The organism is Rossellomorea oryzaecorticis, assembly GCF_038405515.1.
GTDB lineage: Bacteria > Bacillota > Bacilli > Bacillales > Bacillaceae_B > Rossellomorea > Rossellomorea oryzaecorticis_A.
In genome coordinates this window covers 76,100-98,563 of record NZ_JBBYAF010000006.1, presented here as the reverse complement: position 1 = coordinate 98,563, position 22,464 = coordinate 76,100, and the positions used below count along the sequence as shown (strand labels likewise).

Here is a 22,464-nt window from a genome sequence, read left to right as displayed (position 1 = left end):
AGGGTGATCAGAAATGACGGAAATGATTTGGAATGTCCTTCACACGGTGAAGGATCCGGAAATTGATTCAATCAGTATTGTGGATTTGGGAATGGTGAACAGGGTCAGCGTGGAAGGGGACATGATTTCAATCGAATTGCTTCCCACCTTCATGGGCTGTCCCGCACTGGATATTATAAAAGCCAATGTGTTGAAAGCATGCAAAGAACAGCTGGGAACGGAAGCGGTGAATGTTGCATTCGTTTATGATCCCCCATGGACCTCCAGTCGATTGACGGAGGAAGGCCGCGAAAGCCTGAAAGAATTCGGCATCGCACCTCCTCCGAAGGATTTCACAGGAGTAGAAGACTGGAAGATTCATTGTCCATATTGTGATTCTCCCTATACATCCATGGAGAACCTCTTCGGACCCACCGCCTGCAGAAGCATCCTCTACTGCAAGCAATGCAAAAACCCGTTCGAAGCCATGAAACCCATTTCGACCATGATGTGACTAGAAAAGCGGAGGCGGCTCGCCCTGGGACGACAAGCATAAGGCGAGCCTGCCGGGAAGGCGTCTTTTGCCTTCATGGCTGGATGACTTATGACCTCGAGTCCCAAGCCGCCGGAGCTGAACGGATAGAAAAGCGGAGGCGCAAGTTTGTTCAAGTTCACCATGTAAGAGGTTTGGTAAACCAAAATGTTTAACCGGTTCCAGCAGTTGATTGGAGTGGGAGACGAAGACTCCTGCGGGAAAAGCGAGACAGGTGAGACCCCACAGGAGCGCAGCGACGAGGAGGCTCACCGTCCGCCCGCGGAAAGCGAAGTCTCCCACGGAAATCAACTGCGGTATTGAAAGTCCAAAAAAACAATATTTAAGGAGAGATTTACAATGGTAAAACTAATCGCACTATACAAACACCCTGAAAACAAGGAACAATTCGACGAGCACTACTTCAACACACATGCCCCAATCACAGCCAAAATCCCAGGCTTAAAAGAAATGAAAGTTACAAGAATCACAGGATCACCCATGGGCGGGGAAGGCAAGTACTACTTAATGTGTGAAATGTACTATGAAAGCCACGAAGCACTGAAAGCAGGATTAAAATCAGACGAAGGAAAAGCTTCAGGAAAAGACCTGATGGGCTTCGCTGCTGAACTGGTCACGCTCATGATCGGTGAAGAAGTGGATGAGTAAGCACGAATACATTGCAGTCAGTGAAAGGGGCGGGCTCGGGTTCATCGAGCTGAACCGTCCCAAGGTGCTGAACGCCATCAACCGTCCCATGGTTTCAGAGATTGTTGAAGCTTTTGAGGAGTTTGACAGGAACGACGATGTTAAAGTGATCATCTTATCCGGTAAAGGGAGGGCCTTCGCCGCAGGTGCGGATATTGATGAAATGTCTGAAGACGGGGCCATCGATCTTGAATTACTCAATCAGTTCACTGAATGGGACCGTCTCGCATGGATCAAAAAGCCGATTATCGGCGCTGTTCAGGGCTTTGCGCTTGGCGGAGGCTTCGAACTCGCATTATGTTGTGACATGTTGTTTGCAGCAGAAGATGCAAGCTTCGGATTCCCGGAAGTGACTCTTGGGGTCATGCCCGGCGCCGGCGGAACTCAGCGCTTAACAAAGCTTATCGGGAAATCAAGGGCGATGGAATGGCTCCTGTCAGGCGACCGTTTCACTGCGGCACAGGCACTTGAATGGGGTGTCATCAACCGTGCGACCGCCCCGGAACTATTAATGGAAGAAACAGAGAAATTTGCGAAGAAACTGGCATCGAACCCGCCGCTCTCCATGCGTTTGATTAAAGAATCCGTCCATAAAGCGGTTGATTATTCTCTTTACGAAGGAATGCAGTATGAACGGAAGAATTTCTATCTTCTTTTTGCCTCAGAAGATCAAAAAGAAGGAATGAAAGCGTTCATAGAGAAACGCAAACCCCATTTCAAAGGAAAGTAAGGAGGCTGCAGCATGTACGAAACCATCAAATACGAAGTGAAAAACCATGTAGCCTGGATCACCTTGAACCGTCCGGATAAATTGAATGCATTCATCCGCCAGCTCAACCTTGAAGTCGGTAAAGCGGTAAAAGAATCTTCCCGTAACCAGGATGTAAGGGCAATCGTCATCACAGGGGAAGGCCGTGCATTTTGCTCAGGTCAGGATTTAGGTGAAGTCGATGAATCGATGGATCACGGTGAAGTATTGAGAAATAACTATGGACCGATGGTGAAGGAAATCGAAAGTTGTGAGAAGCCTGTCATAGCGGCGGTAAACGGGGTGGCGGCAGGAGCAGGCTTTTCCCTGGCGCTTGCATGTGACTTCAGGCTTGTATCGGAAAAAGCAAGCTTCGTTCAGGCATTCGTCCACGTCGGATTGGTCCCTGATTCAGGCAACCTCTACTACTTAACACAGCTGGTAGGCTATGCAAAAGCACTTGAACTCGCCGTTTTTGGTGAAAAGATTTCAGCAGATCAAGCTGAAAAGCTAGGACTGGTGACGAAACTGGTTCCGGTTGACAGCTGGCAGGAAGAAACAACCGCATTTGCTGAACGAATCGCTTCCATGCCGACAAAAGCCATCGGACTGATGAAGAGGCTGCTGAAAGGAAGCCATGATCTATCTTTCAATGAATATTTGGAAAAAGAAGCATACGCCCAGCGGATCGCCGGCCAGACCGAAGACCACCGCGAAGGCGTCACCGCTTTTATGGAGAAAAGAAGACCGGCCTTTTACGGTAAATAGATTATTGTGATTTTTGGCTGTATCCAGCTGTTAATTGAAGTGCAAGACGAAGACTCCTGCGGGAGAAGTGACTAATGTGAGACTTGTCCAGCTCCGGCGGCTAGCCCCTCGAGGTCATAAGCTAAATGGGCCAAGAAGGAAAAGACGCCTTCCCGGCCCATTCACCTTATGCTTGTCGGGGCTGAGCGAGCCGCCTCCGCTTTTCTTTCCGCAGGAGCGGAGCGACGAGGAGGCTCACGGGTCACCCTCGGAAAGCGAAGTCTTGCACGGAAATCAACAGCGGCGTTTAACACAGTAAAACGAAAAAGGAGATGGAACTATGTCTACAGTAAAAGAACAAAGCTTTGAAGTACTTGAGATGAAAAGAGAGCACTATTCATTGGTGATAAACGGACAGCGGATGGAAAGTGAATCCGGGGAAACGTTCACGACTTATAATCCTGCTACAGGTGAACCGATCGCAACGGTTTCGCTTGCTTCCACAGAAGATGCAGAAAAAGCCGTACAGGCTGCCAGGAATGCATTTGATTATGGAAAGTGGAAGAAGTTCCCCATCAACAAACGATCCCGAGTGCTGAACAAGATTGCCGGTATCATGCGTTCACGCTTTAACGAGCTGGTTTCACTAGAGATCATGGACAGCGGAAAATCTTTATCTGCAGCTCAAGGCCAGGTCATGCAGGCAATCGAAGACTTCGAATTCTATGCGGGTGCGATTGTCGGTCACCGCGGCACGGTGAACAATGTACCAGGGCAATTCACGAATACGGCAGAAAAAGAGCCTGTCGGTGTATGTGCCCAGATCATCCCTTGGAACTACCCATTGATGATGGCAGCCTGGAAGATCGCCCCTGCGATTGCGGCAGGATGCTCTGTAGTCGTAAAACCAGCCACACTGACTCCGCTGACAGCCATCGTACTGGGTGAAATCTGTATCGAAGCGGGAGTTCCGGAAGGTGTGGTCAATATCGTACCGGGAGCCGGTTCTTCTGTCGGGAACTATCTGGTTGAGCATGAAAAGGTAGACAAAGTGGCCTTCACAGGTTCGACCCCGATCGGTAAGAACATTATGGAAAAAGCTTCACAGACATTGAAGCGAGTAACGTTGGAGCTCGGAGGCAAGTCACCGAACATCGTATTTGATGATGCGGATGTAGACGCTGCAGTGGACGGTTCGCTGTTCGGAATCTTCTATAATACGGGTCAGTCCTGTGAAGCACGTTCAAGACTTTATGTGCATGAAGATATCTATGATGAGTTCATGGAAAAATTCACAGCGAAAACCAAGAAGCTTTCCCTTGGCGATCCGCATGATAAAGGAACTCATATCGGTGCCATCATTAATCAGGGACAGGTGGATACGATCCACAGCTATGTTGAGTCAGCCAAAGAGGATGGAGCCACAATCGTGACCGGAGGAAAGCCGGCAAAAGTAGAAGGTTTTGAAAAAGGATACTGGTATGAGCCGACGATCATTACGGATGTCAATCATGATATGAAGGCTGTAAAGGAAGAAATCTTTGGACCTGTTGTCGTTGTGATGAAGTTCAAGGATGAAAAAGAAGTCATCAAGATGGCGAACGACAGTGAATACGGACTTGGCTCAGCTGTGTGGACGCAGAACCACGGTCGTGCTACAAGAGTGTCCAAAGCGATTCAAGCAGGTATCGTCATGGTGAATTGTCCATTCTCCGCATTCCCGGGAACACCTTTTGGAGGCTACAAGCAGTCCGGTTTTGGCCGTGAACTATGCGTGGAAACACTGGACTTATACACAGAAACGAAGAGTATCATTTCATACTTTGGTAATCGCCCGCTGAATCCATTCGGCGTATAAACATAACAGCTTGATACAGGGGTTGTCCTTTTACGGGTCAACCCCTTATTGCTATAAGGAGGAATCGACATGACACAGCATATTGTTGTCGTAGGATCAGGAGTAATGGGACGGGGCATCGCCTATGTAAGTGCAGTGGGCGGCTTCAGAACCACTTTGGTGGATATTAAACAGGAACAGCTGGATCAGGCCAAAGAAGATATTCAGCGCATTTTTGAAAAAGGCGTGGAAAGAGGGAAGGTTACGAATCAGGAGTATATCGAAGCACGCGAACGACTTTCGTATTCTACTAATCTATCCATAACGGTCCGTGATGCGGAGGTCGTCATCGAAGCTGTTCCGGAAAAAACGGATATCAAACGCGGTGTGTTCGAGGTGCTGGATGCGCATGCTCCTGATTACTGCTATCTGGCAACCAATACTTCGACGATGAGTCCGACAGAAATCGGTTCTTTCACGAAGCGTCCGGACAAAGTCATAGCGATGCACTTTTTCAATCCCGTACATAAAATGCCTCTCGTCGAAATCGTACGTGGACTGGAAACAAGCGATGAAACGGCGGAAGTAATTGCACAGGTCGCCCGTTTAATGGGAAAAGAAACAGTGGTGATCAATGAATTCCCAGGGTTTGTGACAAGCAGGATCAGCGCGCTCGTCGGAAACGAAGCCTTTTATATGCTGCAAGAAGGCCTCGGGACCCCGGAAGAAATTGATAAAGCGATCAAGCTCGGCCTGAATTATCCGATGGGCCCATTTGAACTTGGGGATCTGGTAGGGCTCGATACACGCCTGAATAACCTGAAATATCTGCATGAAAAGCTTGGGGAGAAATACCGCCCTGCTCCTCTTTTAGAACAGTATGTAAAAGCCGGAAGACTTGGCAGAAAGTCAGGCAAGGGTGTTTATGACTACTCCGAAACGAAGGAAAAGGAGAGCCGCCCATGAAGGAAGTCGTCATTGTTGATGCAGTGCGGACACCGATCGGAAAGTATAAAGGAGCCTTAAAAGACGTGCGTCCGGATGATCTTGGAGCGCTTGTTATCAAAGCGCTTGTCGAACGGAACAGTGAAATGCCTGTTGAAGCGATTGAAGAGGTCGTCCTAGGCAATGCCAATGGGGCAGGGGAAGACAACCGGAATGTAGCGCGTATGTCCACCCTCTTAGCCGGTCTCCCTGTTGAGGTCGGTGCAACCACGATCAACCGTTTATGCGGATCTGGACTGGATGCGGTGAACTATGCCGCCCGCGCGATCCTTGCCGGAGAAGGGGATATATTCATTGCAGGCGGAACCGAGAGTATGACGCGGGCTCCTTTCGTCATGGCAAAACCTGCGAAGGACTTCCCGAGAGGTAACATGGAAATGTTCGATACTACCATTGGATGGCGATTCGTCAATTCCCGGCTCAAGCAGAGATACGGAACGGACTCCATGCCCGAAACCGCTGAAAATGTTGCAAAGCAATATGAAATCACCAGGGAAGAACAGGACAGGTTTGCCCTTGAAAGTCAGATGAAAGCCAAGCGCGCGATGGAAGAAGGGCGGTTCAAAGAGGAAATCGTCCCTGTCGGAGTCAAGGATCGAAAAGGGAATGTCACCGCCGTGACAGTCGATGAACATCCTCGTCCCCAATCGAGCATGGAAAAGCTCGGCAAGCTGTCACCGTTATTTAATGAAGGAACTGTCACAGCAGGGAATGCTTCAGGAGTCAATGACGGTGCCTCCGCTCTGTTATTGATGACCAGGGAGAAAGCGGATGAACTTGGCCTGAAACCCCTGGCCAGATATGTTACTTCTGCAACTGCAGGGCTCGAGCCTTCCGTAATGGGACTTGGTCCGATTTATGCGACACGGAAAGCACTGAAGCGCGCCGGTCTCTCTCTCGATCAGATTGGATTGGTAGAGTTGAACGAAGCATTTGCAGCCCAATCGATTGCATGCATACGGGATCTTGGACTGAACTATGAAATCGTCAATGTCAACGGTGGAGCAATCGCCTTCGGTCATCCGCTTGGAGCAAGCGGTGCGAGGATCCTGACCACACTCGTCCACGAAATGAAAAAGCGCGGCACCCGATACGGTCTGTCAACTATGTGTATCGGAGTGGGCCAGGGGATTGCGACGCTTGTGGAAAATATAGATTAATAACGAAGAAAGAGGTGCTGAAAGCGGGACCTCTTTCTGTCATGCCTTTCTTTTTGTTCGTACAATAATAGATGTGTATTTTAATAATCCCCTTTGAGAGGAAATTTAGGAATAATATTTAATTCTCCAATGAGTTTGTGATAATATATTACTCAAACGTAAAATGAACGTCACAAAAAAGTTTTTTCACAAAAGTGATTGTGCAAAAGGAGAGGCATCGATGAATACCAGATCAATGATCTTTACACTATACGGAGATTACATACGACATTATGGAAATAAAATATGGATTGGCAGCCTCATCCGCCTGTTGAATGAATTTGGCCATAACGACCAGGCAGTGCGCGCGGCGATTTCCAGGATGAATAAACAGGGCTGGGTACAGGCGGAGAAGCAGGGGAATAAAAGCTATTATTCCTTGACCGAACCCGGCGTCGACCGTATGGAAGAAGCGGCAAACCGTATCTTCAAACTCAAGCCTCAGGAGTGGGACGGGAAATGGAGAATCTTCATGTACAGCATTCCTGAAGAAATCCGCAGCATCCGCGATGAGCTTCGCAAAGAATTGGTATGGAGCGGTTTTGGCACGCTTTCCACTTCTACTTGGATTTCTCCCAACAATTTAGAAAAACAGGTTCAGTCGCTGATCAAGAAATATGACATCAAGGAATATGTCGATTTCTTTATTGCAGAATATCAAGGACCGAATGAAAACCAGCGATTGGTCGAAAAGAGCTGGGATTTGAAAGAGATCAATGAACGATACCAGGAATTCATCGCTCACTACAGCCAGCAGTACATGATTGATAAAAACAAAATCAAAAAAGGCGACATGAGCGACGCGGAATGCTTCGTGGAGCGGACTAAGCTCGTACACGAATACCGTAAGTTCCTATTCGTGGATCCAGGCCTTCCTGAAGAACTTCTTCCTGAAAAGTGGCTCGGTGCACACGCAGCCTCCTTGTTTGCCGAATACTACAAAGAGCTTGCGGAACCGGCCTCCAGATTCTTCGAAAGTGTATTCGAAGACGGCAACGAACTGAAAAATAAGGATCGCAGTTACGACATCATGACACACCCTTTATTGCTTGATTGAGGAAACCCCCTGCTGAGATGGCAGGGGGTTTTTGATTGCGAAGATAGAATTTGCTCTGTTAGGATCCTGCTCAATCCCATTATCATTTTCCTGGCATAACGATAAATAGCACTTGTCTAAATTTTCTTGAACGTATAACATGAATTTAACGAAGGGGGATTTTAATGAATAACTTAACGGAGATACTCAATATTAAATATCCTATTCTTCAAGGGGGAATGGGGAACATCAGCAATGCTCCATTGACGGCTGCCGTGTCAGAAGCGGGTGCACTGGGCACCATCGGGGTCGGCACAATGACCGTAGAGGAAGTAGAAAATATGATCATAGAGACAAAGAATCGTACAGCGAAACCTTATGCAGTGAATATACCAATCGTGATCACTCCTCATTTGCAGGAGATGGTTCGTTTAGTGGTTAAACATAAGGTACCAGCCGTATCCTTGTCGGCAGGGAATCCGACGCCGCTCATTCCATATTTCCATGAACACGGCGTGAAAGTGATCTGTGTGACGGCTTCAAAGAAACAAGCCAAGAAAGCGGAAGAAGCAGGGGCGGATATTATTGTCGGAGAAGGATATGAAGCAGCGGGGATCAATTCCAATCTGGAAACGACTACGCTGGCACTGATTCCACAGCTAGTTGACACAGTAAGCATCCCGGTCGTGGCAGCTGGCGGAATCGGTGATGGCAGGGGACTAGCAAGCATGCTCGCACTCGGAGCGAGCGGGGTGCAAATGGGGACCCGTCTCATCGCAACGCAGGAAGCGCCGTTCCATGACAATTATAAAACGGCTCTTTTGGATGCGAAAGACGACAGCACCGTGATCGTAGGCCGTTCGGTCGGCAAAGTGAGAAGAGTCATGAAAACACCTTACTCGGGGAAATTGCTCCAAAAAGAGAAGGAAGGTGTTCCTGGTGAGGAATTCGGGCAGCTTACTTCGGAGGATTATCATCGCATAGGGGCACTGGAAGGAAAGCTGGATCAGGGATTCATCAACGGCGGGCAGATATCGGGATTGGTTTCGGATATCCCGACAGTGAAAGAGCTGCTTGAAAAAATGATGGGTGAAGCAGAAAGCATATTTGCGAGATTGTCGAAGAGCAGTGTGAAATGATAGAGAGAAGGCATGTTCCTTTAATGGGGGGCGTGCTTTTTTATTAGGATTTATTAGCGTGGAGGCTGTAGTGGTTAATCTTCTGTCCGGACTTTTGGGATATCTGCCATTTTATGATTTTATCTGCCAAAATTTCAATATATCTGCCATTCTTCACAAAACGACAAATTTCGCGCTCGCGTCAATTGAACAACACGACCATGAACCACACGACCATGAACCACACCACCACGAACACTACCACTCCTTATGGGGACCCCCGGTCTCACAAAAGTCTGCTGTCAAATGGCTCAACACCTCCCTAATCAGATTTCACTCACGAAAAACCGTAAAAACCTCTAGATATTCCTACCCAAACCGTCTATACTAGTATTAATTTTTAAATTTTCGGAATATTATTGACTATTTTGTGACGGTGATGATAATATAACGTTGTGTTAACGTTGGTCTATATTTTTATCATAAAAAGGGTTTAATAGTCTTTGAGACTACTAATCATAAAATTTTTCAAGAGAAAAAGGGGGATATCAATGAAGAAGAAGAGTTTTTTATACGGTGTCATGTCAATGCTCTTAGGTATGTCGGTGTTATCCGGGTGCGGAGGCAGCGAGCAGGGGTCGGCAGATAATGGTGACAAAAAATATGTCATTGGGGTCACCCAAATTGTTGAACACCCATCTTTGGATGCAGCTTTTGAAGGCTTCAAGAAGGCTTTAGAAGAAAATGGTTTTAAAGAAGGCGATAATGTCGAATATGATGTTCAGATTGCCCAAGGAGACCAAAGTAACTCCCAGACGGCAGCCAAGAACCTTGTAGGTGACGGCGTCGATCTCATCTTCGCAAACTCAACCCCAAGTGCTCAACATGCATTGAATGCGACAAAGGAAATTCCGATCGTGTTCACTTCAGTAACAGATCCCGTCGGTGCTGAATTGGTGAAATCATTCGATGAACCAGGTGAAAATATCACGGGTACTACGGATACTCATCCAGAAGCGATTTCTAAGACGCTTTCTTTCGTTACAGATGAAATGAAAGCGAAAACTATCGGTATCATTTATAACTCTGGTGAACAAAATGCTGTCGTTCAGGCAGAAGAAATTAATAAGATCGCTAAAGAAAAAGGCGTAAAGGTCGTAGAAGCCTCTGTTTCCACGTCAGCTGATGTAAAGCAGGCAGCTGAGTCACTTACCGGCCGTGTGGATGCCATTTATATACCAAAAGATAATACAGTGGTATCTGCACTCGAGTCTGTCATCGGGGTAGCGAACGATAAGGATATCCCTTTATTTGTGGGAGAACTGGATTCACTGAAAAAAGGTGCGATTGCAGCAAGCGGCTTCAGTTATGAAGATCTTGGTTACGAAACTGGCCTAATGGCAGTCAAAATATTAAAAGGTGAGAAGAAACCTTCTGAACTTCCTGTGCAAGCTCCACAAAACTTCGAATTGATGTTTAATAAAAAAGCCGCAGAAGAGCAAGGCGTGGAAGTGAAGGACGCATGGTCCGAAATGGGAGAGTTTATCGAAGCAGAATAAAGGGAGGATGATGATTCGTGCCAACAGCAATATTTGCATCTTTTGAATCTGGAATCATATACGCGATTATGGCCCTTGGAGTCTACTTGTCCTTTCGGATATTGGATTTTCCTGATTTAACGGTGGATGGCAGCTTCGTTACTGGGGCTGCTGTCGCTGCCACCATGATTGTCAGCGGCTACAATCCCGTTGTCGCTACACTCACTGCGATTGTGATTGGATTTGCAGCAGGATGTATAACCGGTTTGCTTCACACATTTGGAAAAATCAATGCATTGCTATCTGGAATTCTCATGATGATTGCGTTGTATTCGATCAATCTGAGGATCATGGGAAGGTCGAATGTACCATTATTGAATCAGGAAACGGCTTTTACAGGAATAGAAGGAATGTGGGTGCCACTTGGGATTGATACGGCATTGAACAATCTTTGGATGGCGGTGGGCTTTGGTGAACCGCTACCGGGGACATGGAGCATTTTATTCATCATGGTGATTATTACGCTTGCTATCAAATTCCTGACGGACGCCTTCCTGAAAACTGAAATCGGTTTGGCTTTGCGTGCCACTGGTGATAATCAGCGCATGATCCGAAGTTTCTCAGCCAATACCAACTTAATGATCATCCTTGGTCTGGGGATTTCAAATGGTATGGTTGCCTTATCAGGGGCATTGATTGCACAGTACAGCCGATTTGCCGATGTCGGGATGGGGATCGGGATGATCATCATCGGTCTTGCATCTGTCATCATCGGGGAAGCGTTATTCGGGACAAAGACGATTGCCCGCACAACGCTCGCTGTTATCGGAGGAGCAATCATCTACCGCCTGGTGGTCAGTATGGCGCTTCGTGTAGAATTCCTTGAAACAGGTGATATGAAGCTGATAACGGCCGTCATCGTTATTCTGGCATTGATCATGCCTAAGGTGATGGATCGATACAAAGATAAGAAACGTAAAGCACAGCGTATGACCGAGAGGCTGAACAAGGTTTCACTGACTACCGAAGGAAAGGGTGATAATGGTGCTGCAATTAAATCGAATTCATAAGGTGTTCAATGAAGGGACACCGGATGAAAAAATCGCCCTTGACGATATTCAGCTGACCATGAAGCCGGGAGATTTCGTCACGGTGATCGGAAGTAATGGCGCAGGGAAATCAACGTTGATGAACATCGTTTCGGGAGTGCTGCTGCCTGATGTCGGGAATGTGCTGATCGATGATCACGAGGTTTCAAAGGTATCTGAATACAAACGCTCGAAGCTGATCGGACGAGTCTTCCAGGATCCGATGGCAGGAACGGCCCCCTCCATGACGATCGAGGAAAATCTGGCCATGGCTTATTCGAGAAACCGGACAAGAACTTTCAGGCTCGGTGTGACGAAGAAGAGGAAAGAGTTTTTCAAAGAAGTACTGGAGTCCCTGCATTTAGGTTTGGAAAATCGACTGAATGCAAAAGTCGGGCTGCTGTCAGGGGGAGAAAGGCAGGCTCTTTCCTTATTGATGGCGACTTTCACGGAGCCATCGATACTTCTGCTCGATGAACATACCGCAGCACTTGATCCGGCCCGAGCCGATCTGATTACAAACCTGACAAAAGAAATCGTTGAGAAATATCATCTGACAACCCTTATGGTGACCCACAATATGCAGCAGGCATTGGACCTAGGTAACCGCCTGATTATGATGGACAAAGGCCAGATCATTCTTGAAGTCAATGAAGACGAAAAGACACACCTGACCGTCGAAGGGCTCCTTAATGAATTTCAACGAATCCGCGGAAGTAAACTCGCAAGCGACCGCGCACTATTATCCTAATAAAATTCTAGGTAAGCCCCGAGCTAATTTGCATTGTAGGAAGCAAGTTAGTTCGGGGTTTTTTGTTTTGTTTAAATGTAGTGGGATGTTTGCTCTTTCCAGCGGTTGATTGGAGTGCAAGACGAAGACTCCTGCGGGAAGAGTAGCTTATGTGAGACCCCGCAGGAGCGCAGCTCCTAGGAGGCTCACGGGCTACCCGCGGAAAGCGAAGTTTTGCACGGAAATCAATAGCGGTATTAAGAGTCTAAAATGAAATTGTAAATGCCAAGCCTCCAAGCAGGGTTTAAAAGAAGTTTAAATTTTAACAATATATTGACTATTTATAATACTGAATGTTATTATATCGTTAAATTAACGTTATATGAATATGTATAATGCGTTGATTTAAAGGGGGAAAGCAATGAAGTCCGGATTAGCTGAAGGGCATTCCGCCACAATCATGACGGAGGTGACCCCTGACATGCATGCCCAATTCGAAGGAGATGTGGTTCATCCCGTCTATTCAACGGTTTCGATGGTGTATCACATGGAATGGGCATCGAGAAAGATCATTCTGCCTTATCTTGAGGATGACGAAGAAGGGATGGGGGCCAACGTGACTGCACGGCATATGTCGCCCGCCGGGAACGGTTCCAGTCTTGAAATTAAAGCAACCGTCATAAAATATGAAAGAAACATCGTCCTGACGGAAGTCATCGTAAGAGATTATAAGAATGATAGGATAATCGGTAAGGGAGAGGTCAAACAGGTTGTCCTGCCCAAAGAGAAAATTAGAGAAAGAATAGAAAGTATATAGTTTTTTTTGTGTTCTAATCTGAAAGCGTTTACAAAAAGTCTGGGGGAAGAGAAATGGATATGTTTGAACAAATCAAGAACCATGAACAAGTAGTTTTTTGTAATGATGAAGATACAGGACTCAAAGCCATAATCGCCATACATAATACAACATTGGGCCCGGCTCTCGGCGGATGCCGGATGAGGCCTTATGCATCAGTGGACGAAGCGTTGAACGATGTACTGCGCCTCTCAAGGGGAATGACCTATAAGTGTGCGGCTGCGGATGTTGATTTTGGAGGCGGGAAGGCCGTCATCATCGGTGATCCCGCGAAAGATAAACATCCAGAGCTGTTCCGTGCTTTCGGACAGTTTGTGGAATCTCTGAACGGGCGCTTCTATACGGGTACAGACATGGGGACGGAACCTGAGGATTTCGTATATGCCCTTAAGGAGACTAATTGCATCGTCGGGGTGGATGAAGTTTACGGCGGAAGCGGAGATTCTTCGATTCCGACTGCGATGGGTGTCATTTACGGACTCCAGGCAACCAACCAGACCATCTGGGGTTCAAGGGACCTGCATGGGAAAAGTTATGCGATCCAGGGACTTGGGAAAGTCGGTTATAAAGTGGCGGAACGCTTGCTTGATGAAGGCGCAGATTTGTATGTGACGGACATCAATCAAAACTCCATCGATCAATTGGTTACGAAAGCAAAAAACATGGGGGCAGCCATTAAAGTGGTTTCAGGAGATGAAATTTACTCAGTGGATGCCGATGTTTTTGTGCCCTGTGCAATCGGCGGGATCATCAATGATGAGACGGTCGATCGTTTAAAGGTAAAAGCAGTCGCGGGTTCTGCCAATAACCAGTTATTAGACCTGTCCCACGGGTTGAAGCTCCATGAAAAAGGAATCCTCTACGCCCCTGACTACATCGTCAACGCCGGAGGGCTGATCCAGGTAGCGGATGAATTATACGAACCGAACAAAGAGCGTGTGCTGCAAAAAACAAGTGCCATTTATAACACCCTTCAGAATATCTATCTTCAAGCAGAGAACCAAAAGATGACCACAATGGAAGCAGCGGACCGGTTCTGCGAAGACCGCATCCACTCCCGCTCAAGACGAAACAGCTTCTTCTCACATATGAAACGCCCTAAGTGGGCAGTAAGGCAATAAGGAATGTGGAAGCGCCTCGATCAGCTCCGACAAGCATAAGATGAATGGGCCGGGAAGGCGTACTTTGCCTTCATGGACAATTTAGCTTATGACCTCGAGGAGCTAGGCGCTGGAACTGGACAATAAGAAAAGCGTAGGCGCCTCGATCAGCTCCGACAAGCATAAGATGAATGGGCCGGGAAGGCGCACTTTGCCTTCATGGACAATTTAGCTTATGACCTCGAGGAGCTAGGCGCTGGAACTGGACAATGAAAATGTGCAGCCACCGGAATAACGGTGACATTTTCGACTTAGTTTTCTCACACAGAAAAAACCAAATAAACCACCACACGAGGTGATGAAATGATCGAGGATTTTCCAATAATCCAGGTGATGGACAATCAGGGAGAACTTATTCGAAACGAGTATGAAAACGAGATTTCTGAAGAAATGACCCGTCATTTTTACAGGCATTTGATCAGGATCCGCACATTTGACCGCAAAGCGGTGAGCCTGCAGCGGCAAGGGCGGATCGGGACGTATGCACCTTTTGAAGGACAGGAGGCTTCCCAAGTGGGGACGGCCCTCGCCTTAGATGAAAAAGACTGGCTGTTCCCGACCTACCGCGACCACGGTGCGACCATGACATTCGGGCATTCTTTGCTGAATATCCTCCTTTTCTGGAAAGGAAGGAATGAAGGGTGTGTACCTCCGGAAGGGAAAAATATCTTCACTCCGGGAATCCCGATTGCCACTCAGCTGCCTCATGCAGTGGGGGCAGCTTATGCTGAAAAAAGGAAAGGCACAAAGAATGCGGCGATCGCTTACTTTGGAGACGGCGCGACTTCCGAAGGGGACTTCCATGAAGGCCTGAATCTTGCCAGTGTGTGGGAAGCGCCGGTTGTCTTTTTCAATCAGAACAATCATTACGCCATTTCAGTGCCGTTATCTAAACAAATGAAGACGAAAACCATTGCCCAGAAAGCACTGGCGTATGATATTCCAGGTGTAAGAATTGACGGCAATGATATTTTTGCTGTGTATTTTGAAACGAAAAAAGCTCTTGAGCGTGCGCGAAACGGGGAAGGTCCTACATTGATCGAGTCTGTTACATGGAGGTATGGAGCTCATACGACTGCAGATGATCCGACTAAATACCGCGATCAGCTCGAAAGTGATTCGAGGCGCAGGGACAATGACCCGGTAGACAGGCTTGTATCGTTCATGAAGAAAAAAGGCTGGATCGATGAAGACTGGGTGGAATCCGTTGAGAAAGAATGCGCGAAGGAAGTGGACCTCGCCGTTGAGGAACTGGAGGCATATCCTGCTGCAGACCCGAGTGTCATTTTTGACTATGTGTTTGAAACACCGACGTGGACGATCCAGGAACAAAAAGAAAAGCTCCTGAAAAGCTTAGGAGGAGTGAGCCGATGAACACGCTAACCAAGACAAAGATGCTGACTATGGTAGGAGCCATCACGGATGGCATGAGAGTGATGCTCGCAGAACACGATGATGTGCTGCTGATGGGGGAAGATATCGGCACCAACGGCGGTGTTTTCCGGGCAACTGACGGACTTCAGGCGGAATTTGGGGAAGACAGAGTCATGGACACTCCATTAAGTGAAGCGGGTTTTATCGGTGCGGCCATCGGATTGGCCGTGAACGGATTCAGGCCGGTGACGGAAATACAGTTCATGGGATTCATTTATCCAGCCTATGAGCAGATCATGACCCATGCCTCACGCCTGCGATCACGTACACTTGGGCATTACACATGCCCGATCGTGATCAGGGCTCCATACGGGGCAGGGGTAAGGGCGCCAGAAATCCATTCTGACAGTACTGAAGCGATCTTCACCCATATGCCTGGGATCAAGGTGGTCTGTCCTTCAAGTGCGTATGATGCGAAAGGACTCATGATTGCTGCGATTGAAGATCCCGACCCGGTCCTGTTCCTAGAGCCGATGAGGTGCTACCGTTCTTCCCGTGAAGAAGTCCCGGAAGAGAAATATACGGTCGAAATCGGAAAGGGAAAGGTAGTAAACGACGGTGAAGACGTCACGATCATTGCCTGGGGCGCCATGGTGAAAGTCGCAGAAGATGCCGCCAGGGAAGCTGCGGAGCAGGGCATTTCCTGTGAAGTGCTTGACCTGCGAACGCTTTATCCGCTCGATAAAGATCTTATTTCAAGCTCTGTCCAGAAGACGGGAAGAACGGTCGTGGTCCATGAAGCACACGCGACTGGCGGAGTCGGGAATGATGTACTCGCGATTATCAATGATACTTCTTTCTTATATCAAAAAGCACCCGTTGAACGTGTGACAGGGTTTGATACTCCTGTTCCGTATTTCGGTTTTGAAGATTTTTATCTGCCTGACCACAAGCGGGTCCTCGAGGCAGTGAAGAAAGTGGCAGAATACTAGATTAGCAGAGGGGGGAGTTTATGGAAGTCAAGCTACACGATATCGGAGAAGGCATGACGGAAGCAAATGTGAATCACTTTCTTGTGAAGGCAGGAGACACCGTCAAAGCGGATCAGCCGCTGGTGGAAGTTCAGACGGACAAGATGACCGCAGAAATCCCCGCTCCTTTTTCCGGAAGAATCAAAGAACTGACGGTCGGGGAAGGAGAAACGATTCCTGTCGGTACGACCGTGCTGCTGATGGAAAAGGAAGAAGGGGCGACGGAAGCAGTGTCAGCTCCTAAAAAGCCTCAGGGAATCCGGGCGAGAAGGGTGCTGGCTTCCCCGTATACAAGAAAAATTGCAAGAGAAAACGGAGTGGATCTGGATCAAATCACCGGCAGCGGGGCAGGCGGAAGAATAATGGATGAAGATGTGTATTCCTTCATTCAAGGAGAAAGTAAACAGGAATCGGCTGAGCCAACTGTAAGCACGAAAGCTGCCACTGAAGTCAGGGAGATGGACCGAGTGGTTTGCGTGAAGGATTCAACCACGATTCCATTCAGGGGAAGGCGCAAACAAATCGCTTCCAAGATGACCCATTCCCTCCGTACGATTGCACACTGCACTCATTTTGAAGAAATAGACGTTACGAATCTATTAGAGTGGAAAGAAACAGTGAGAGACAAAGGACAATCCATTTCGATGGGTGCTTATTTTATCAAGGTCATTTCGATTTGTTTAAAAGAGTTTCCGGTATTCAATGCTGTGCTGGACGAAAAGAAGGAGTGCGTCCACCTTAAACCGGATCACAATATCGGAATCGCGACAGATACAGAAGATGGGCTGATCGTGCCTGTTATCAGGAATGTTGAATCGAAATCGATGAAAGACATTCATGAGGAAATGAAGGAACTGACACTCAAAGCGCAGGAAAATAAGCTGGCTGTCAAAGATATGACCGGAGGCACATTCACGGTCAGCAACGTTGGACCTTTGAACGGATCAATCGGTGCGACACCGATTATCAATGAACCTGAAGTCGGCCTGCTTGCCTTCCATAAAACAAAGAAGCGTCCCATGGTGAATCATGAGGATGAAATCGTAATCCGTTCGATGATGAATGTGTCAATGTCATTCGATCACCGGGTTGTCGACGGCGGCACGGCCGTACGCTTTACCAATCGGCTCCGTGATCTCATCGAAGAGCCTCAAACCTTGCTTCTGGAGTTGATATAAATGGTAGTGGGAGAAATCACGGAAGACAAAGATGTAATCGTCATCGGCGGTGGACCCGGCGGTTATCATGCTGCCATCAGGGCTGCAAGCTTGGGCAGGAAGGTGACGCTCATCGAAAAAGAAGAGCTCGGGGGCACTTGTCTGAACAAGGGATGTATTCCTTCAAAGATCTTTACCCATTTTGCCCAGGAATATAAAAAGCTTGGTCATCTGTCTGATATGGGGATGGAGTTTGTGCAAACGGAGTTGAATATGACCACTCTTCAAGAGTATCGAGAAAAGAAAGTCTCGCAGCTGCGAAAAGGAGTGGAAGCGCTTTGTAAGGCAAATGAGGTCGAAGTTGTAAAAGGGACAGCATCCTTTCTATCTGAGACAAGAATCGGTGTGGAAAACGGTCATGATTTCTCGCTGTTTAATTTTAAACACGCAATAATCGCTGCCGGCGGGGAATTTCATTATCCGCAAGACATTGATTTTGACTCTGAAAGAATACTCAAAGAGCGGGAGATTTTCACGCTGGATGAATTGCCAAGTGAGCTCGCCGTTTATGGAACAGACTATGTTTCCCTTGAGATCGCCTCATCCTTTGCTGTGCTCGGTACTAAGGTGACGCTCATCTTACCGGAAGCGCTGCCGTTCGATTCTTCCATCACAAAAGAGGTCTTGAGGCTTTTCAAAAAACAAAAAGTAACGGTTTTGAAAGAGAGCAAGCTTCAAGAAGTCTCCCGTTCAGGGGACAGGGTGTTTACAGTCCTGAAAAATCAAAACGGTGAAATCATTTCAATTGAAAGCAGTCACTTTGCCATTAGCGGAAAAGTGAAGCCAAACTTAAAAGAACTTGGCCTCGATCGATTGGGGATGAAAGTTACAGAAGGTGGGTACATCCAAACGGATCGCAGGGGACAAACTTCCCTTGGAACACTGTGGGCCATAGGAGATGTGACTGAAGGTCCATCCCTGGCAGTGAAAGCGATCAAACAGGGGAAAGCAGCCGCGGAAGCGATCGCCGGCGGTCAGCCTGAAGTCGATCTCCGGCATATTCCGACTGTCATCCAGCTCACTCCACCCTTGGCATTTGCGGGGTTGAGCGAGGATGAAGCGAAAGAGGCAGGCTACTCGGTGTCTGTGAGCGAGTTCCCCGTTAGAGGGAACGGTTATGGAGGTGTGACGGGTTCTCCGGATGGGCTGGTTAAAATTGTCTGTGACAAGGAAACGGACTTGATTCTTGGAGTTCATATGATTGGGGCTGGAGCAGTAGAGTTGATTCAAACAGGGGTTCTCGGACTTGAAATGGCGGCAAGGGACGAGGATTTCAGCTTTCCGCTCCATGCCCATCCAGGCTTTGGGGAAAGCTTATTGGAAGCGGTGGAAGCGCTGAAAGGAGCAGCTGTTCATCTTCCTCCCCGAAATAAAGAGACGGCTGGGAGATAACATCCTTTATTGCAGAAAAGCGTTCCAGCTTTACCGGCCGCTCTTGAGAAGATAGCGGTAATTATTTACGATATATTCAGAATATACAAAAGATTATCTGGAGGGATTAGCATGCAAGAGAATACCGCAAAGAAAAGAGAAAAAGCAGAAGAACTATTTCCGGTAAGAGACGTTGACTATTTAGAGTACTATGCAGGAAATGCGAAGCAGACGGCTCACTTCTTCTGTACAGCATACGGCTTTAAAACAGTTGCATATTCCGGTCTTGAAACAGGAAATCGCGATACTGTGTCCTATGTATTGCAGCAAAATAAAGTGCGTCTTGTGATCACTGGAAGCCTGCATGAAGGAAGCCGTGTATCACAATTCATCCATAAGCATGGGGATGGAATCAAAGATATCGCCCTAATGGTGGATGATGTTGAAAAGGCTTACGCAGGGGCGGTGGAACGCGGAGCTATCGAAATCATGCCTCCAACTACGCTTGAAGACGATGAAGGCACTTTGAAAAAAGCAGTAATCGGTACATACGGAGATACGGTTCATACGCTGATCGAGCGAAAAGACTACAAAGGAATATTCATGCCGGGCTTTGAAAAATATGATTCTGCGTTAAGCAATGAGGATGCGGGAATCATTGCAGTCGACCACGTGGTTGGAAACGTTGAGAGAATGGAAGAATGGGTGGAATATTACGAGAAGGTCATGGGCTTCAAGGAGATGCGCCACTTTACTAACGAAGATATCACCACTGAATACTCTGCGTTAATGTCAAAGGTCATGCATAACGGAGGAAGAATCAAATTCCCGATCAATGAGCCGGCTGAAGGGAAACGCAAATCCCAAATCGAAGAATACCTTGAGTTCTACGGAGGGCCTGGTGTTCAGCATATCGCGATCCTGACAGAAGACATCGTGAAGACGGTCAGCATTTTAAAAGAAAACGGAGTCGAATTCTTGAATACACCAGACTCTTATTATGAAATGCTTTCTGAACGCGTGGGGGAAATAGATGAGGAAATATCAAAAATCAAAGAATTAAATATATTAGTAGACCGCGATGATGAAGGATACCTCCTTCAAATCTTCACCAAACCGATTGTCGACCGTCCGACGCTGTTCATCGAAGTCATCCAGCGCAAAGGTGCCAGAGGGTTCGGGGAAGGAAACTTCAAAGCACTATTCGAATCAATCGAACGTGAACAGGAACGCCGCGGGAATCTATAAAATAATCACAAATAGAGAGAGATAAAAAGATAAAAAAATAGAGAGATAAAGAGAATAGAGAGATATTGGGGTCAAAAGGGACCGGTCAGGGGGTTAACCCGTCAAGAGGAAAGCTATTACCTTATGAATATAAGCTAAAGGCTATATTCAGCAAGGAAAGGATCTTTCACTCGAAGCGGGTCGGCCCCCTTCATCCATGAGGAAGGCGAGGATCACGTATGGCACTTAAATTTAAAACGAGAGAAGCGGTGACGCATATTGCTCCCTATGTATTGGGGAAGACATTAGCCGATCTGCAAAAGGAGCACGGTTTGAGCACGATCCGAAAGCTCTCGGAAAATGAGAACATTTATGGCTGCTCACCGAATGTGAAGAAATGGTTCAGGGAACATGACGGAGATCTTTTTCTCTACCCGGACGGAGCTGCCATCGAGCTTTCGGACAAAGTAGCAGCTTTTCTGGGAGTGGAAAAGGAAAAGCTGGTATTCGGAAACGGGTCGGATGAGGTCATCAGGCTGCTGACAAGGGCATACTTGACCTGCGGGGACGAAGCAATCATGGCGGATGTGACGTTCCCTAGGTATCAGACGAACGTATTTCTCGAAGGAGGTTCTCCTGTGATCGTTCCGTTGGTTGACGGAACGCATGACCTGAAAGCTATGGCTGCAGCAATCACTTCCAATACAAAGCTCATCTTCGTCTGCAATCCGAACAATCCTACAGGAACCATCGTCGGAAAGAAAGAGCTCCTGGAATTCATCGAAAGCATCCCGTCGCACATATTGGTGGTCGTGGACGAAGCGTATATGGAATACGTCACTACCGATGATTATCTTGAAACACTGCCATTATTATCACAGTTTGATAACTTGATTGTCCTGAGAACCTTTTCGAAGATATACGGCCTCGCAGGACTGCGTGTCGGTTTCGGTGTAATGAACGAAGAAATCACCGAGCAGCTTAGAAAAGTAAAAGATGTATTCAACGTGAACATGATCGCACAGAGATCGGCCGTCATTGCACTTGAAGATCAATCCTTTATCCGCGAATGCACCCATAAAAATCAAAAAGGCCGTGAATACTTAGAAAAAGAGTTTCATCGATTGGGAGTAAGCTTTTTTCCATCACAGGCAAACTTCATCATGGTGGACACGGGGCTGAACGGTGAACTTGTGTCTTCTGAACTGGTGAAAAAAGGGATCGTCGTCCGATCCGGGACACTGCTCGGATATCCAACGACCGTGCGCGTCACCATCGGTACAGAGGAAGACAATAAATTGTTTGTTTCTTCGTTGGAACAAATTTTAAAAGCGAAAGGAGGAGAGTGAATGGATATCAAACCACACACCCTTCCTTGGCAGGATGCGTATAAATTAATGGTCGGCAGCATTTTGCCGCGGCCGATTGCCTTTGTCTCCACTTTAGACGAAGAAGGAAGGGCGAATCTTGCCCCTTTCAGTTTCTTTACAGCCATTTCTGCAGAACCGATGCTCGTCTGTTTCTCGCCGATGAGAAAAGGAAAAGACGGCAGCAAAAAAGATACTCTTTCAAATATTGAAGAGACAAATGAATTTGTCATCAATATTGTAAGTGAAGAGTTTGCAGAAGAAATGAATAACTGTGCGATCGAATTTGATCGGGGGATAGATGAGTTTGAGGAAACAGGCTTAACAAAGAAAGAATCAATCAGCGTAAAGCCGCCGGCTGTCGCAGAGAGCAAGGTGCAGCTCGAATGCACGCTGCATCAAGTACTACACTTCGGTGATCAGCCTGGTGCAGGAAGCCTTGTCATTGGAAAAGTTGGATGCGTAAGAATTGATGACGAGCTTTATTATGACGGGAAAATCGATACAAAGAAATTAAAACCTGTTGGAAGACTGGCAGGCCAGTCGTATACTAAGCCGCTTGCGGATGCTTTTGAAATGATTCGAAAAAGGTGAGC

The 22,464-nt window shown here is 47.3% G+C and carries 21 protein-coding genes; all 21 read left to right on the top strand.

Annotation, left to right across the window (positions count from 1 at the left end):
* Window positions 1–13: 13 nt before the first annotated feature.
* The 21 genes from paaD to AAEO50_RS04775 all read left to right on the top strand — a co-directional run bounded on the left by paaD (window position 14) and on the right by AAEO50_RS04775 (window position 22,462).
* Window positions 14–493: a 1,2-phenylacetyl-CoA epoxidase subunit PaaD gene (paaD, locus tag AAEO50_RS04875; protein WP_341981080.1), complete on the top strand. Its 480-nt coding sequence runs from the start codon at window positions 14–16 to the stop codon at window positions 491–493.
* A gap of 378 nt (window positions 494–871) precedes the next feature.
* Window positions 872–1,180, top strand: a complete 309-nt coding sequence (locus AAEO50_RS04870; RefSeq protein WP_341981078.1) for an EthD family reductase — start codon at window positions 872–874, stop codon at window positions 1,178–1,180.
* The gene (locus AAEO50_RS04865) at window positions 1,173–1,949 is read left to right on the top strand and encodes an enoyl-CoA hydratase/isomerase family protein (protein ID WP_341981075.1); all 777 of its coding nucleotides are present in this window, start codon (window positions 1,173–1,175) and stop codon (window positions 1,947–1,949) included. Before AAEO50_RS04870 ends, AAEO50_RS04865 begins: the two co-directional genes overlap by 8 nt.
* Before the next feature lie 12 nt (window positions 1,950–1,961).
* Window positions 1,962–2,735, top strand: coding sequence for an enoyl-CoA hydratase-related protein (locus AAEO50_RS04860; RefSeq protein ID WP_341981073.1), 774 nt, complete (start codon window positions 1,962–1,964; stop codon window positions 2,733–2,735).
* Window positions 2,736–3,054: 319 nt separating this feature from the next.
* The gene (locus AAEO50_RS04855; protein WP_341981072.1) at window positions 3,055–4,572 is read left to right on the top strand and encodes an aldehyde dehydrogenase family protein; all 1,518 of its coding nucleotides are present in this window, start codon (window positions 3,055–3,057) and stop codon (window positions 4,570–4,572) included.
* A 69-nt stretch (window positions 4,573–4,641) separates the two neighbouring features.
* Window positions 4,642–5,517 (top strand): 3-hydroxyacyl-CoA dehydrogenase, encoded by an 876-nt coding sequence (locus AAEO50_RS04850; protein WP_341981070.1) that lies wholly within the window; start codon window positions 4,642–4,644, stop codon window positions 5,515–5,517.
* Complete coding sequence (locus AAEO50_RS04845) at window positions 5,514–6,716, top strand: acetyl-CoA C-acyltransferase (protein WP_341981068.1); 1,203 nt, start codon at window positions 5,514–5,516, stop codon at window positions 6,714–6,716. The genes AAEO50_RS04850 and AAEO50_RS04845 overlap by 4 nt, the downstream gene beginning before the upstream one ends.
* A 220-nt stretch (window positions 6,717–6,936) precedes the next feature.
* Entirely contained in the window at window positions 6,937–7,812 is an 876-nt protein-coding gene (gene paaX, locus AAEO50_RS04840; protein ID WP_341981066.1) for a phenylacetic acid degradation operon negative regulatory protein PaaX, read from the top strand.
* A gap of 164 nt (window positions 7,813–7,976) precedes the next feature.
* The gene (locus tag AAEO50_RS04835) at window positions 7,977–8,930 is read left to right on the top strand and encodes an NAD(P)H-dependent flavin oxidoreductase (RefSeq protein WP_341981064.1); all 954 of its coding nucleotides are present in this window, start codon (window positions 7,977–7,979) and stop codon (window positions 8,928–8,930) included.
* A 530-nt stretch (window positions 8,931–9,460) separates the two neighbouring features.
* Window positions 9,461–10,468, top strand: coding sequence for an ABC transporter substrate-binding protein (locus AAEO50_RS04830; RefSeq protein ID WP_341981061.1), 1,008 nt, complete (start codon window positions 9,461–9,463; stop codon window positions 10,466–10,468).
* Window positions 10,469–10,485: 17 nt separating this feature from the next.
* Complete coding sequence (locus tag AAEO50_RS04825) at window positions 10,486–11,517, top strand: ABC transporter permease (protein ID WP_341981060.1); 1,032 nt, start codon at window positions 10,486–10,488, stop codon at window positions 11,515–11,517.
* On the top strand, window positions 11,492–12,286 hold the full coding sequence (locus AAEO50_RS04820; protein ID WP_341981059.1) for an ABC transporter ATP-binding protein: 795 nt from the start codon (window positions 11,492–11,494) through the stop codon (window positions 12,284–12,286). Before AAEO50_RS04825 ends, AAEO50_RS04820 begins: the two co-directional genes overlap by 26 nt.
* 400 nt (window positions 12,287–12,686) lie before the next feature.
* Window positions 12,687–13,082 carry a thioesterase family protein gene (locus tag AAEO50_RS04815; RefSeq protein ID WP_341981058.1) on the top strand — a complete coding sequence of 132 codons (396 nt, stop codon included), beginning with the start codon at window positions 12,687–12,689 and terminating at the stop codon, window positions 13,080–13,082.
* A 53-nt stretch (window positions 13,083–13,135) separates the two neighbouring features.
* The gene (locus AAEO50_RS04810) at window positions 13,136–14,242 is read left to right on the top strand and encodes a Glu/Leu/Phe/Val dehydrogenase (protein WP_341981057.1); all 1,107 of its coding nucleotides are present in this window, start codon (window positions 13,136–13,138) and stop codon (window positions 14,240–14,242) included.
* Between the two features lie 342 nt (window positions 14,243–14,584).
* A complete protein-coding gene (pdhA, locus tag AAEO50_RS04805) occupies window positions 14,585–15,655 on the top strand; it encodes a pyruvate dehydrogenase (acetyl-transferring) E1 component subunit alpha (protein ID WP_341981056.1) in 1,071 nt (356 codons plus the stop codon).
* Window positions 15,652–16,647: an alpha-ketoacid dehydrogenase subunit beta gene (locus AAEO50_RS04800; RefSeq protein WP_341981053.1), complete on the top strand. Its 996-nt coding sequence runs from the start codon at window positions 15,652–15,654 to the stop codon at window positions 16,645–16,647. Before pdhA ends, AAEO50_RS04800 begins: the two co-directional genes overlap by 4 nt.
* Before the next feature lie 20 nt (window positions 16,648–16,667).
* Entirely contained in the window at window positions 16,668–17,864 is a 1,197-nt protein-coding gene (locus AAEO50_RS04795; protein ID WP_341981048.1) for a dihydrolipoamide acetyltransferase family protein, read from the top strand.
* Window positions 17,865–19,295, top strand: a complete 1,431-nt coding sequence (locus tag AAEO50_RS04790; protein WP_341981046.1) for a dihydrolipoyl dehydrogenase family protein — start codon at window positions 17,865–17,867, stop codon at window positions 19,293–19,295.
* Between the two features lie 111 nt (window positions 19,296–19,406).
* Window positions 19,407–20,522, top strand: a complete 1,116-nt coding sequence (gene hppD, locus AAEO50_RS04785; RefSeq protein WP_341981043.1) for a 4-hydroxyphenylpyruvate dioxygenase — start codon at window positions 19,407–19,409, stop codon at window positions 20,520–20,522.
* Window positions 20,523–20,740: 218 nt separating this feature from the next.
* Window positions 20,741–21,850, top strand: a complete 1,110-nt coding sequence (hisC, locus tag AAEO50_RS04780) for a histidinol-phosphate transaminase (RefSeq protein ID WP_341981041.1) — start codon at window positions 20,741–20,743, stop codon at window positions 21,848–21,850.
* The gene (locus AAEO50_RS04775) at window positions 21,851–22,462 is read left to right on the top strand and encodes a flavin reductase family protein (protein ID WP_341981038.1); all 612 of its coding nucleotides are present in this window, start codon (window positions 21,851–21,853) and stop codon (window positions 22,460–22,462) included.
* Window positions 22,463–22,464 lie beyond the last annotated feature (2 nt).